We start from the raw sequence: 13,007 nt of genomic DNA on the forward strand, positions 1-13,007 counted from the left end.
AGATACGGAGCGCAAGGGAGTGTAAAGCAATGAACAGTACAAATTCGAGGCGATTGTCGGTGTTGGACCGCTACTTGACGTTATGGATCTTTCTCGCTATGGCGCTTGGCGTCGGGCTCGGTTCTATATTTCCGGGATGGGGCGTGTATTCAAAGACGTTAAGGTGCTGATCTTATCACTCGTGCAGAACTGGATTATCGGCCCGCTTCTCATGTTCTTGCTGGCGATTCTTTTGCTGCCCGACCATCCTGAATATATGGTTGGTCTCATCTTGATTGCCCTCGCACGTTGCATCGCAATGGTCATCGTATGGAATGATCTGGCGCAGGGAGACACGGAATATGCTGCAGGGCTAGTTGCGTTCAACTCCGTATTTCAGATTTTGCCGCGGTCATCGGACCATTGGTCGAAGTCCCGGTCATGATCGGATTAGTTCGGATCGCTCTGCGGATGCAATTCTTATTCCCAACCAAATCAAAACATCCATAGAGAGTGAGGAAATCGAAATGACAGCGAAAAAGACGATATATTTTCTATGCACGGGCAATTCCTGCAGAAGCCAGATGGCGGAGGGGTTCGGCAAACACTTCTTAGAAGAGGGATGGGACGTGTACTCTGCCGGCATTGAAGCGCATGGCGTCAATCCGAAAGCCGTTCAAGCGATGGCGGAAGTGGATATCGATATCTCTGGACAAACCTCGAACGTCATCGATATGGAGCTGTTGCGCCGCGCTGATGTGGTCGTGACCTTATGCGGTCACGCGAATGAGGTCTGTCCTGCGGTTCCGGCACACGTCCGACGGGAGCATTGGGGATTCGACGACCCGGCAGGGCAGGATTGGTCCGTGGTTCAGCGGGTCCGTGATGAGATAGGAGCACGTATTAAGCAGTTTGCAGAGCTTGGTTATTCGTCATAAATGCAGCACAGCAAGCCTCGACATGCGTCAGGTGTTGAGCCTGCCGAGAAACCCGCAATGAAGAGAAACGAAACCACATGCTATGACCGAGTAAGGTCGTGTGCCTGTGGTTTTTTTGATCTTGCAAACAAAAAGAAGCGCCCTAATTCGGGGTGCTCAGAGCGTTGCATTCTATTTCTACTTGGAAACGGCAGAAACGGACAAGTAATAGCAAGTTTCTGTGCTGATACCTAAAAATTGCGCATATGGTGAAGTATATCTCATTACAGTAAGAACGGAGGTTCTTCCCTTGCACAATAATCCTGCTCACCAGCAGTTGGTTTATCAGGCAGACCCCGCGATGGTTCAAGCCATGCATTCGGCCAGGGAAAAAGTTCACCATGTCTGCAACATGTATAAGGATCGGCATGTGCGAGTTCAGACGGTTGACGGTCAAGTATATGATGGGGTCATCTCAAATGTCGATAGAGATTATCTTTATTTGCATACCCAGCATCCCATGCCGCAACGCTCACTGTACGGTTCGTATTATTTTAATAACGACGTCATTTTGCCATTGGTGTTGTATAATTTGCTGGTCATTTCTTTGTTATAGTCATCAGACAGCGTTTGCTGCACGGTTGAAAAAAAGAGTCCTTGCACCACTAAAGTGCAAGGACTTATTTGCGCGTCCGCAGCGTCCATATTAAAATCGGCGGCCCTCGTGCGCTCTTACCTCCTGATGCTTGATACAGGCAGACTTGCCGTATACAATAGGAAGGTACTTCATCTCGATACCAATAGAGAAGGAGTAAGTGAATATATTGCGTCATATATTAGTTAAAGGAGGGGTGACTGTGGCATTTGGCGCTAGAGTATTGAAGACGGGGATCGCGGTTACCCTGTCGCTATATATCAGTATGTTCCTGCAATTCAAGACACCGGTCATTGCCGCGGTAGCTGCGATCTTCGCGATGCAGCCGTCCATCTACCGTTCTTGGCGTTATTTTCTGGACCAGTTCCAGACTAATACGGTTGGAGCAGTAGTAGCATTATTGGCGGGGATGGCCTTTTCCAATGCACCGATTGCGGTAGGTATCGTCTGTATTCTGGTCATTATGATATGTTTGAAAATGAAAATGGAAGAGACCGTCGGTCTGACGCTCGTGACGGTCATTACGGTAATGGAAGCCTCGGGACAATGGAATTATGCATTGATTCGATTCGTGCAAATCCTGATTGGCATCGGTTCGGCGTTTCTCATTAACATTTTGTTCTTCCCGCCGAATCCGAAGGTTCAATTCATCGGGCAGATCCAGACCGTCTTCAACAAGATGTCGCTGCTTCTGCGCACGATTATTTCGGATGAGATCAAGGAAGCCGCGTTCCGAACAGAGAAGCAAGCTCTGGAAGACATTATGAAGTCGCTTGCGGATAAGTACAAGCTGTTCGAGGAAGAGACGAAGAAGTTAAAGCGCGCCAAGTACCGGGCTACGCGCCAATTGGTTGTGTACAAGCATCTCTTGAATACGCTGTGGAAGGGGATGGCGGTGCTGAATGCGATTGAAGAGCATTATTTTCAAACAACCCGGACGCCGGAGACGAATAAGTTCTTCGATCATCATCTGGAGATGCTTATCAAATGTCATGAACACGTGCTGCTCAAATTCGAGGACAAGGTAAAGCCAGACAGCACGGAAATTGAACTGATGGAAGCAGAGAACGAATTGTTTATGCAGAAGGCAATGCAGCATTGCGTACAAGAACAGGAAGGGATGCTGCGCCTCTCGATTGTGGCGGCGTCCATGTATGAATATGGTTTTCAGATTGCGCGCCTTGACCGGCTCGTCGGACACGTCGATAAGGAAGAGGACAAAGGACTATTAAACGGCTTGATATAATTGAATTGGAAATAAGCATGATGCCAATATTGGATATCGAGGAAATGGTTGACAAAGGTGGAGTTTAAGGATAGTATTCTCGGTAGTCTGATTATATATCCTCATTAGGTGAGGCTCCTATACAAACAAAGGCCACTGCCCGGAAATATCGAAAGATGCCTACGGGTAGAACAGGAACTGTCGAGCTAAGGCTTTTCTTAAGGTGGCTAAGAAATGATTGTATTTCTTTACGTTGTATAGTGCCAAAGCCCGGTTAAGGGGAGGCGTAAGTAAACACATTTGTTTCATTATGCACCCTCTAGCAGCTATGCTTGGAGGGTTTTATTATGTGCGCGGGAGGTGACTGTTCGAATGGACGGAAGCGGAAGTAGGATGTTTGACCAATTACGGCTTAGGTCTGCGATGCAGAAGCATTCCCTGATCATTTCCATTGATGGTTGCCAACGGGCATACGTACTTTGGTTATGAATCTCACTGATTTTGCCACGGAACGCTTTTGATATCATTTGCATACATCCGAGAGCCGCTGCCAAGCAATTATGAAATAAAAGAGGTTATGGTATGCTGCGAAAATTAAAACGTGTGGATCCGTTGATGCTGTGGATTTTGCTGTGCTTTATGGCGGTTAGCACTATCGTTATTTACAGCGCAACGACAAATACGAGTTATGAAGGCTTGCACAAGAACAACATGATGCTCTATGCCGCATTTTTTATTCCGCTCCTCGTTACGGCTTGGTTCGATTATCGGGTTGTCGTGCGTTATTTATCCGTCATCCTCTATGTCACTGGCATTGCATTGTTGGCACTCGTCATGTTCAAAGGGGTTGACATCAATGGTTCTGTACGCTGGATTGCCATCGGAGGACAGCAATTTCAGCCTTCCGAATTAATGAAGCTGTTCACCATATTGATGCTGGCCCGGTTTTTGGGGCGGCGTGAAGGGGAGGAGCTGCGGCTGGTTCGGGATATCGTCCCGCTCGGCCTCATTATCGCGATTCCGGTCTTTTTTGTTTTGAAGCAGCCTGATTTAGGAACGTCGATCGTGTTCGCGGCGATTTTTGTCGCTATGATATGGATGGCAAATGTGCGCATGTCACATATGATAATCGGTTTGTCTGCGACAGCCGCTGTTATCGTTTCCATTGTGGTTCTGTATTACACGAACAGCGATTTGCTGGCCCAATTCATTAAGCCTCATCAGATGGCGCGCATTGAAACATTTCTTGATCCGACCAGCGACTCGGATCAGGCGTGGCATGTGATGAATTCGATCCGTGCGATCGGCTCGGGCAGGCTGTCGGGAGACGGGTTCACTCAAGGCTTTTTTATTCATAGCGGGTACATTCCTTACAGTTATTCGGATTCGATATTCGTCGTCATTGGTGAGGAGTTCGGTTTTCTTGGATCCGCCATGCTCATTCTGTTATATTTTCTGCTTATCTACCGTATGGTTCTGATTGTGAAAGACAGCAATAATCTGGAGGGCGCCTATCTCGTTGTCGGCATTATTGCGATGTTCACGCTGCAAATCTTCGAAAATATCGCCATGCATATCGGGTTGATGCCGCTCACAGGGCTGTCCCTGCCCTTTATAAGCTACGGCGGGAGCTCGCTTCTGACCAATATGATCTCGATCGGGCTTGCGCTAAGCGTCAAAATTCATCAGGAAGAACCCGATCTGCTAGAACCGCTCACAACGAAATCAGTCATGTTCCATTAATTGTGATGATGCTAATGCGGTCAGTCAAATCCGAATGTTGCGTGAACCAAGCCCTTGCCATTCAGGCAAGGGCTTGCGGTATTAAGCTTGAGCTTGCGCCTGTGGCTGCGCATGTGCCTGCGGGGGAATTCGCCTGGCCCTGCCGAGGAAAAAGTAACCGTCTAAGCCGATTCTGCCCGCGTTCCATCCGGCTACTGCAATGAAGCTGCAGATTAGGATAAACAAGGGATTCCAACTGATCGAACCTGAGAACAGAAAGGAAAAATTCATCATCATGCCCATAATAGAGGCCAGCCAAGTCATCAGCCCGAGAATGAGGCCAAGACCGACTAGAAGCTCGCCAAAGGCCACCAAGTAGCTGAAGAAGCCGGAGGTTGGCAGAGCGACGTTCTTGAGGAACCACGCCCACCAACCGGGAACGATTGGACGATCGCCAACCGATTTGGCGATCGCCGCTTCAAGAAAGCCGCTTGCATCGAATCCATTCGTAAGTTTCCCCCATCCTGCCGTCACCCATTTATACCCAACGTATAGACGGAGAACACACAGCAGCACGGCGGCGCTGAAATGGGATCGCAGCCAGTGCACAAACATAAGTAAACCACTCCTTTTGCTTTGAATTTAGGCAGCGCGCTGTCTTATGATACCGGTTCTGGTATATTGTACAAAAGTTGAAGCGGTTTAACAAATAGTTATCGGTTACATTTTGAGGGGGAAATTTCTACAATTTTATCATTAATACATTGACTGATGAGTTATCAGGTATGAAAAAAGCAATTTCCAGTAACAAGGGGTAACTCTGCAAACGCTTAATGTCAAGTTGATTCAGATGGAAAGAAAACTGTCAAAAGTGAAAAGACGGCTTTAAGCAATAATAAATACAGAGCATAAGGGAAGAAGCAGGATGGGTACGCGCTGGCGGAGCTCATCTTTTTGCTGTGTATGCACAGTCGTATTTTGTGAGAAGGGGAGCGAATGGTCTTTGCATCCGGTGTCTTTTGACCATTCTCCCATTCACTCAGTCTCGTTGTGAGCACCGTGACGCTAGACGAGCACGAGTCACTTCCAAGCGGTGATTTCCATTTGCAGCGAAGGGGGTTGGGTGACGGAAGAAGTATTTTTCCTTGTAAAATCCTTCTTCTGATGTAAAGGGAGAGTGAGGCAAGAGGCGGATAGCAACAACGATGCGGTTGTGAGATTGAAGCTTTCTAGGAATAGAAGTAGCATTGATTCGTTGTTTTTCTCTTTCACGAGGAAGATGATGGATGCTTGACAAAAGGGGAATAGTATAGTTATATTTAAATCGTAATTATTACGAATAATAAAAAGGTGCTAATTATAGCCGCCGCATGAAGGAGGATAATCCATGCACGATCAGCGTATACCGGTAACCGTACTGAGCGGATATTTGGGTTCCGGGAAGACGACGATATTAAATCATGTGTTAAACAATCGGGACGGACTTCGTGTAGCCGTCATCGTTAACGATTTAGGGGAAGTAAATATCGACGCGAATCTCATCAAAGACGGTGGCGGCTTATCCCGCACCGAAGAGAAGCTGGTGGAAATGTCGAACGGATGCATCTGCTGCACGCTGCGCGAGGATTTGTTGAAAGAGGTGGAGAAGCTCGTCAAAGAGGGCCGGTTCGATTACATTCTCATCGAGTCGACGGGGATAGGGGAACCGGTACCTGTGGCGCAGACCTTCTCGTATGTGGACGAAGAGCAAGGTATCGATTTATCGCAGTTATGCCGTCTGGATTGCATGGTGACGGTGGTGGACGCGTATCGTTTCTGGCACGATTTCTCGTCGGGCGACAGTTTGCTCGATCGGAATGAGGCGGCTGGTGAAGACGATACGCGGAGCGTCGTTGATTTGTTAATTGACCAGATAGAATTCTGCGATGTGCTCATCTTGAACAAATGCGACATGGTGAAGGAAGAGGATCTGCTGCAATTGGAAGGCGTGCTCCGCAAGCTGCAGCCGCGCGCCAAGCTCATCCGCACATCTCATGGACGGATCGCTCCGCAGGATATTTTGAATACAGGGCGGTTCGACTTCGACGCAGCCAGTCAATCGGCGGGATGGATGCAAGAATTGCAGTTGGGGCATCACACACCGGAGACAGAGGAGTATGGTATCGCTTCGACTGTGTACCGCCGCAAGAAGCCATTCCATCCCGAACGTCTTACGTCATGGCTGGAGGATTTCCCGGACGACATCGTCCGCGCGAAAGGGTTGATGTGGTTGGCTTCGCGCAATGTGGCCACCAACTTCAGTCAAGCCGGTCCCTCCATTCAGATTGGTCCTGCCGGTTATTGGGTCGCTACATTGCCCGAACGGGAAAGGCAGGCCGTCTTAGAGGATCATCCGGAGATTGCGGCAGACTGGGACAACCGGTTCGGGGATCGCTGCACCGAGGTCGTGTTGATTGGCGTCGATATGGATAAGGAGCGTATGGTTCGTTCGTTGGATGCGTGCCTCTTGACCGATGAAGAGATGTCGGCGGACTGGTCGGCCTTTCATGATCCGCTTCCTAATCTCATTGTGGAAGAGATAGGCCAATAGTATAAAGATATAGCGGTAAAAGCAGGATGAGCCCGTGCTGGTAGAGCTCATCTTTTTATTTTGGTAATACAGCCCGTTTGGGGAGAGTAGGAAGCCTGTACCATTATTCCCCCCATGTCTTTTGGTCATTCTCCCATTCACTCAGGCTTACAGCGGCGCTGTGTCGTTTAATGTGCAGCGTCACTTCCGAACGGACGATTTTCATTTGCAGCTACAGGAGTAGCGGGTGAAAGGCAGTGCCTATTTTCTCTAAGATCGGAACTTGAAGTGGGGGAAAACAAGCGACAACCTATGCAGCTTCTGCAGACGAGACGTCGGATTGAGTAGCTTGGAGACGAGAGAAATCCTTTTTTCTGATGGGAGGGGAGAGTGAGGCAAGAGGCGAATCAGAACAACAATATGGCCGTCCACCTTGCATATTTTGATATGGGGGATGGAACAAACGTTCTTGTAAGAGGCAGTTAAATTATGGTATAATTCAATCGGCTGGACGCAGTAAGCGATTCAGCACAGGTGATAATGCAAGACTAGAGGATCAGGAATTCATATTTATGAATGAAGGAGCAGGTTGAATACATATGACGATACACAGAGCTGTCCCGGCCGAATTGGATGATGTGATGACGCTTGTTCGGGAATGTACGGAGCAGATGCATTCGCAAGGAATTAATCAGTGGGATGAGAATTATCCGAACGCTCATATTTTGATGGAGGACATCCGCTCGGGATGGCTGCACACCTACCGGGATGGCGAGGAGATTGTTGGGATGATGACCTTGGATGAAAATCAGGAGGAGGAGTTCGAAGCAATATCGTGGCGTGATCAGGGTGGAAGAGCGCTCATTGCCCATCGATTGGCTGTTAAGCCGAGCCATCAAGGGCAAGGGATTGCGAAGAAGCTGCTTGCTTTTGCAGATAACTATGCGCAGGAACAAGGTTACAGCAGCCTGCGCTTTGACAGCTACAGCAAGAACACAAAAGCCGTGGAGTTATATAAGCGGTTGGGATATGAAGTTCGAGGGGAGATTGTATACCCGTCCCTTGAATTTCCCTTCTATGTGTTCGAGAAGCATTGGACGGCTGTCAGCAATTAAGTTGGCGAAGGAGTAGCAATTAGACGATGATAAAATTATTTCAATACAATTGGATGGTACGTGAGGAATGGTTTGAGTGGTGCATGCAGCTTCCACATGAAGAATACATTCGCGAACGTGTAGGTGGAGTCAGAAGCTTCCATCGAACCCTGTTTCACATTATCGATGTCGAATCGAGTTGGATTCGAGCATTAGATGGCAAGCCAGACGAAATGCCATCATTGGAACAATATGATACGGTAGAACGACTTCATTCTCTATCCAAACATTACCGCTCTGACGTAGAATCATTCGCTGCCAAGTGGACATCAGAGATGGAACTGAAGTCTTTTAGTGTACCTTGGGAGCCGGATGAGACGCATACTTATGGAGAAGTGATCCGACATGTCATTGCCCATGAGATTCATCATATCGGTCAGATCTCCGTCTGGGCACAAGAAATAGGGAGCAAGCCGGTGTCCGCCAATTTCATTGGCAGAGGACTGAACACATAACGACAGAAGATTGAACTGATAGCTCACATCGAAAGAAGCCAATCATTTCTATATAAAATCATTCATTAATTGAATTTTAATTGAATTATTATGTACGAACGAGACGATGCCTCCAAAAGGGCGCCGTCTCTTTGTATTTATAGGATATACGTTAAGGGAATGCATTTGACATATGGGATCTGCATACTGTAGAATGAACAAAAATACCAGTTAGTCAAAAAAAGAACTCTATGGTACGGAAATTGATAGAGGAGTGAGCAATGACAGTGAGTCGTCGCAGTAATTGAGATTGGTTTCGATTTTGGGGGAGGAACATGAATGTCCAGAAAAGAAAAATCTAGTGGTTCATTATTCATATTGATGTTGAATATGTTCATTGTCATGGTCGGAATGGGACTCATCATACCGATTATGCCGAAATTCATTACAGAGTTCGGGGCATCCGGACAAGCGATGGGATATCTCGTCTCGGCGTTTGGTCTAACGCAGTTTGTTTTCTCACCGTTTGCAGGAGAATGGTCGGATAAGTATGGGCGTAAAAAGATGATCGTCTTCGGAATTGCCATGTTTACGATTTCCCAGTTCATTTTCGCGGCAGCCACCGATATGTGGATGCTGTACGCATCCCGTTTCCTCGGAGGAATGGGTGCGGCATTCATGACGCCAGCCATGATGGCTTATGTCGCGGATATTACGACAGAATATAATCGGGGCAAAGGACTGGGGTGGCTAATGGCTTCCATGAGTCTCGGGGTGGTCGTCGGACCGGGAATCGGAGGATTTCTTGCTGAGAGCGGAATTCGCATTCCATTCTACGCCGCAGCGATGATCGCGGCTATCTCAACTGTAATTTCGCTATTATTCTTACCGGAGACGGTGTCGATAGAAGCACGTATGAAATCGAAGCTCTCACAGACAAAGCGTGAAAACATTTTGAAGCAGTTCGCAAGATCATTCAAGGCACCTTATTTCATGCTGTTGGTGCTCATTTTTACGATGACATTCGGTCTGATGGGCTTCGAATCAGTATTTGGACTGTATGTCGACAAGAAATATGGCTTCACACCTAAAGATATTTCGCTCATGATTACGGTTGGCGCCCTCTTGGGCGTAGTCATTCAAGCGGTTCTGATCGACAAGCTGTTGCGCCGATTCGGCGAGAAGAAATTGTTGAATGTCATGTTTGTCGTAGCTGGCGTGAGTATGATAATTATGGTGTTCGTCCAGGGCTACTTCCTCATATTTGCCGTATCGGGTCTGTTCTTCATTGCGACTTCTATTATCCGTCCGGCGATCAACACGTTATTGTCTAAGATGGCAGGAAATGAGCAGGGCTTCGTTGCCGGTATGAATAATGCATATATGAGCTTAGGCAACATTATCGGTCCAGCAATTGCGGGTACATTGTTCGATGTAAACATTAACATTCCATATGTGGTAGGCGCAGTCATATTAGTTATGAGCTCCTTACTGTTAGCTGCATGGAGCCGAAGCAGCAGCGCGAGCAAAGCGGCCAAGTCTGAAGCGGTTCATGCATAATATTGGGTCAGCAGGAGTGCATCATGAGATGCACTCTTTTTTTTGTTGAAAAAGTTTCCATAGTCGGATACACTTGAACCAACTTTATGGAGTGCTCGACAACGAAATAGCAGGGCTTCAAATCGATATTGCAGCGTATTGTGTATGACATGAACATGTTCACTACAATAAACCCAAGGAGATTATTCGTATGAAAATCATGAATTTCTCGCATGCGGCTCCGTTCCTTAATGCCGCCCTGCCATTGTTAATGCAAGATGAAGCGGTGAACAATGTCATGATCGGGTTAGCAATGCAATTGCGCCAACAGCACAGCGATGTGTACTTCGCTCTGCTGTCAGACCATAAACCTGCATTGGCCGCACTCATGACTCCCTCAGGACCATTGCATCTGTACGGTAAAGATTGCACTGCCGGACATCTTAATCTGCTCGTGCACAACATCCGCCAGCAACTCAGGAGCGTATCCCAAGTTGTCGGACCTACGGGGCTCACGAATCTGTTTGCAAGCGTGTGGTCCAATGCGACTGGCTTTAAAGCGGTGAATAGCAAGTTGTTGAGCGTATATTGTCTAGAGCGCGATATGCTGTTGCCCGATAAGAGAAGAGGTATGCTGCGCTCGGTAGAAATGAAAGATGAGCATCTTTTGACGCAATGGATGTATGAGATGTCCGTCGAGACTGGCATTCCCATTAGGGAAGAAGATGCTAGCTGGAGGACGAAGCAGAGCATTGCGGACGGAGATTTGTATTTGTGGGAAGTGGAAGGAAGGCCCGTATCTATGGCAGGGAAAGTAAGGTCGACCCCGAACGGTATTGCCATCCATTCCGTATATACGCCGCTGCCTCTGCGAAATATGGGGCACGCTGCCGCTTGTGTTGCAGCGTTGAGTGAACTTCTGCTTCACTCTGGTTATGACTTTTGCTGTATTTTTGCCGATGATACTCTTGCGGGGGCCGGACGATTGTACACGAACATGGGATATGAACAATTGGAACATGTAATTGAACACCACTTTATATTGGGTTGAGCGGAGGGCAGCATCGGGGGGGATAACAAGAAAAGAGCCTAAAGGCAGGCTCTTTGCGTTATGTCATTCATATGTGGAATGTGATTATGAAAGGAAACGGTGTAGCACGGGCACGAGTCACAATGGACGGCCTACGCGATAGAAGTGGCTATACTTTGAACGGAGTGTGCCGTATTTATGCGCGCCGTTTCTTTTTTTTGTTTACTCGGCTAATGGTCGCTACCCCTTCTTCAATAGTATTGAACGTGAAAAAGTGCCGCGGTATCGGAACGCAATGATGACGGTTCACAATTTCAATGGGGTGAATGACGGGAAGGATTTGCGGATGAAAAAAATCGCGGATGATCGGAGCCGTCGGACAAATGATAGGTTCAGCTGGCGGGCAATGCGGTCTACAGGACATACGGTACAACTCCTTTCGTTTAGTTGGTTACATTATATTGGACTGACCCCGATGAGGTATGTTCACTTGTACCGATGGCATTCGGTTTTGATGAAAATGTCCCTACTGGCATAAATATACGCAAGAAAGGGCATCTTTACCAAAGAGCAGAAGAGAGAGGTGACATGGATGCCGAAGAAAATGATTAACGGCGTGAACCTGCACTATCATGTTTACGGTAAAGGTGTTCCGATATTGTTTATTCATCCGCCATTGTTGACATCAGAGAACTTCAATTATCAAGTCGCTCAGCTATCGGCGCATTTCAAGGTAATCACGTTCGACATTCGCGGCCATGGATTAAGCGATGTCTCGAAAGAACCGATAACGTACCCGCTCATTGTACGGGACATGCTGCAGTTGATGAATAAGCTCGGAATTGACAAAGCTTATTTATGTGGCTACTCCACAGGGGGAACGATTGCTCTGCACGCGTTGTTATCATACCCTGACAGGTTCCAAGGCGGTATATTAGTCAGCACGATGTCTGAGACGAGCGATTATTGGCTGCGATGGAGAATCGCACTGGCAATCGCATTGACGAATGTGAAAGCCAAAAATCTGCTTGCATGGGCCATCACGCGGGGCAATGCCGACAGCCGGGAAACGTATAACAATTTAAAGCGGACGGCAAAGCTCGGGAGAACCGACAATTGGCGTCAGTATTACCGCTGCAGCTTAACTTATAACTGCACAAGTCAATTGAAAAAAATCAAGGCTCCGATCATGCTCATTTACGGGAAAAAGGATCTGGGGTTCTTCCGTTACGCGGGAAAGCTGCAAAGGAATTTACCGCACTATCAGCTCTACTGGATTAAGGGTGCCAAGCATCAGATTCCAACCAAAAACGCGTTGGAAATGAATGAGCTGATCCAGCAATGGATTCGGAGGCAGGAGAACGAAGTAAAGCGGGAAGAGAAGCAGCCTGAAGTCGAGCCTTATCTGGCAGCTAAGATACTTGAAGAATCGTCTGAGTCCATGCAACACCCGCTGGCATAAGGGGACGAAATATTTTTGCGGAAAGCGGTCATGAAAGTCCGGCAAGCGGTTGCCGGATTTTTTGTCATGCCGCTCATAGTAATGAAAGGATCGTGAACGGTATGCCGCTTGCTATCTTTATTTTTTTGGACGGGTTTCGCCACTTGTCGGACTCGTGATTGGTTGGTTTATTCCAGCGATTGCGAAGTGGGCGGTAACCTTGCCGTGGGTGCCTTTTAAAGGGCCACTTGTACTGATTGCCTCATTAAAAAGGCTCTTTAACTAATTAACTCAACTTTCGCAGCATGAAATCGACAGATATGCCTTGATGTAACTGGGCAG

At 47.6% G+C, this 13,007-nt stretch carries 12 protein-coding genes, 2 pseudogenes and 1 riboswitch; of the genes and pseudogenes, 12 read left to right on the forward strand and 2 right to left on the reverse strand.

The genetic code is table 11. From position 1 onward, the window contains the following. Positions 1-29: 29 nt before the first annotated feature. The 5 genes and pseudogenes from LQV63_RS20380 to LQV63_RS20400 all read left to right on the forward strand — a co-directional run. Positions 30-385, forward strand: a pseudogene (locus LQV63_RS20380) (arsenic resistance protein); the annotation flags it as partial. A gap of 121 nt (positions 386-506) precedes the next feature. Further along, a complete protein-coding gene (gene arsC / locus LQV63_RS20385; protein WP_233698082.1) occupies positions 507-917 on the forward strand; it encodes an arsenate reductase (thioredoxin) in 411 nt (136 codons plus the stop codon). A 289-nt stretch (positions 918-1,206) separates the two neighbouring features. After that, positions 1,207-1,512, forward strand: coding sequence for a hypothetical protein (locus LQV63_RS20390; RefSeq protein WP_019420551.1), 306 nt, complete (start codon positions 1,207-1,209; stop codon positions 1,510-1,512). 241 nt (positions 1,513-1,753) lie between these two features. Beyond that, positions 1,754-2,797, forward strand: coding sequence for an FUSC family protein (locus LQV63_RS20395; RefSeq protein ID WP_233698083.1), 1,044 nt, complete (start codon positions 1,754-1,756; stop codon positions 2,795-2,797). Positions 2,798-2,890: 93 nt separating this feature from the next. Beyond that, positions 2,891-3,064: riboswitch (M-box (ykoK) riboswitch) on the forward strand. Between the two features lie 294 nt (positions 3,065-3,358). Then, positions 3,359-4,519: an FtsW/RodA/SpoVE family cell cycle protein gene (locus tag LQV63_RS20400; protein WP_019420549.1), complete on the forward strand. Its 1,161-nt coding sequence runs from the start codon at positions 3,359-3,361 to the stop codon at positions 4,517-4,519. Positions 4,520-4,600: 81 nt separating this feature from the next. Here the strand turns inward: LQV63_RS20400 and LQV63_RS20405 are convergent, their stop codons facing one another. Continuing rightward, positions 4,601-5,113 (reverse strand): DoxX family membrane protein, encoded by a 513-nt coding sequence (locus LQV63_RS20405; protein ID WP_019420548.1) that lies wholly within the window; start codon positions 5,111-5,113, stop codon positions 4,601-4,603. Positions 5,114-5,885: 772 nt separating this feature from the next. Here LQV63_RS20405 and LQV63_RS20410 point away from each other — a divergent pair. The 5 genes from LQV63_RS20410 to LQV63_RS20430 all read left to right on the forward strand — a co-directional run bounded on the left by LQV63_RS20410 (position 5,886) and on the right by LQV63_RS20430 (position 11,245). Beyond that, on the forward strand, positions 5,886-7,088 hold the full coding sequence (locus LQV63_RS20410; RefSeq protein WP_233698084.1) for a GTP-binding protein: 1,203 nt from the start codon (positions 5,886-5,888) through the stop codon (positions 7,086-7,088). Between the two features lie 578 nt (positions 7,089-7,666). After that, positions 7,667-8,182, forward strand: coding sequence for a GNAT family N-acetyltransferase (locus tag LQV63_RS20415; protein ID WP_233698085.1), 516 nt, complete (start codon positions 7,667-7,669; stop codon positions 8,180-8,182). 26 nt (positions 8,183-8,208) lie between these two features. Further along, a complete protein-coding gene (locus tag LQV63_RS20420) occupies positions 8,209-8,676 on the forward strand; it encodes a DinB family protein (RefSeq protein WP_233698086.1) in 468 nt (155 codons plus the stop codon). A 318-nt stretch (positions 8,677-8,994) separates the two neighbouring features. Next, on the forward strand, positions 8,995-10,215 hold the full coding sequence (locus LQV63_RS20425; RefSeq protein WP_233698087.1) for an MFS transporter: 1,221 nt from the start codon (positions 8,995-8,997) through the stop codon (positions 10,213-10,215). A 190-nt stretch (positions 10,216-10,405) separates the two neighbouring features. Then, positions 10,406-11,245, forward strand: a complete 840-nt coding sequence (locus tag LQV63_RS20430; RefSeq protein WP_233698088.1) for a GNAT family N-acetyltransferase — start codon at positions 10,406-10,408, stop codon at positions 11,243-11,245. A 175-nt stretch (positions 11,246-11,420) separates the two neighbouring features. On the opposite strand, the gene LQV63_RS20435 is transcribed toward LQV63_RS20430, so the two are convergent. Beyond that, positions 11,421-11,648 carry a hypothetical protein gene (locus tag LQV63_RS20435; protein WP_083858820.1) on the reverse strand — a complete coding sequence of 76 codons (228 nt, stop codon included), beginning with the start codon at positions 11,646-11,648 and terminating at the stop codon, positions 11,421-11,423. 168 nt (positions 11,649-11,816) lie between these two features. Between LQV63_RS20435 and LQV63_RS20440 the strand changes: the two genes are divergently transcribed. Both LQV63_RS20440 and LQV63_RS20445 read left to right on the forward strand, forming a co-directional pair. After that, the gene (locus LQV63_RS20440) at positions 11,817-12,686 is read left to right on the forward strand and encodes an alpha/beta fold hydrolase (protein WP_019420542.1); all 870 of its coding nucleotides are present in this window, start codon (positions 11,817-11,819) and stop codon (positions 12,684-12,686) included. A gap of 130 nt (positions 12,687-12,816) precedes the next feature. Further along, positions 12,817-12,930, forward strand: a pseudogene (locus LQV63_RS20445) (YqeB family protein); the annotation flags it as partial. Positions 12,931-13,007: the final 77 nt, after the last annotated feature.

Origin of the sequence: Paenibacillus profundus, assembly GCF_021369635.1 — a bacterium.
In the GTDB taxonomy this organism is placed as follows: domain Bacteria; phylum Bacillota; class Bacilli; order Paenibacillales; family Paenibacillaceae; genus Paenibacillus_B; species Paenibacillus_B profundus.

Coding starts and splice junctions, on each gene's coding strand:
- LQV63_RS20435 (WP_083858820.1), bottom strand. CDS start 11,648: ATGTCCTGTAGACCGCATTGCCCGCCAGCTGAACCTATCATTTGTCCG.
- LQV63_RS20415 (WP_233698085.1), top strand. CDS start 7,667: ATGACGATACACAGAGCTGTCCCGGCCGAATTGGATGATGTGATGACG.
- LQV63_RS20430 (WP_233698088.1), top strand. CDS start 10,406: ATGAAAATCATGAATTTCTCGCATGCGGCTCCGTTCCTTAATGCCGCC.
- LQV63_RS20440 (WP_019420542.1), top strand. CDS start 11,817: ATGCCGAAGAAAATGATTAACGGCGTGAACCTGCACTATCATGTTTAC.
- LQV63_RS20405 (WP_019420548.1), bottom strand. CDS start 5,113: ATGTTTGTGCACTGGCTGCGATCCCATTTCAGCGCCGCCGTGCTGCTG.
- LQV63_RS20400 (WP_019420549.1), top strand. CDS start 3,359: ATGCTGCGAAAATTAAAACGTGTGGATCCGTTGATGCTGTGGATTTTG.
- LQV63_RS20420 (WP_233698086.1), top strand. CDS start 8,209: ATGATAAAATTATTTCAATACAATTGGATGGTACGTGAGGAATGGTTT.
- LQV63_RS20425 (WP_233698087.1), top strand. CDS start 8,995: ATGTCCAGAAAAGAAAAATCTAGTGGTTCATTATTCATATTGATGTTG.
- arsC (WP_233698082.1), top strand. CDS start 507: ATGACAGCGAAAAAGACGATATATTTTCTATGCACGGGCAATTCCTGC.
- LQV63_RS20410 (WP_233698084.1), top strand. CDS start 5,886: ATGCACGATCAGCGTATACCGGTAACCGTACTGAGCGGATATTTGGGT.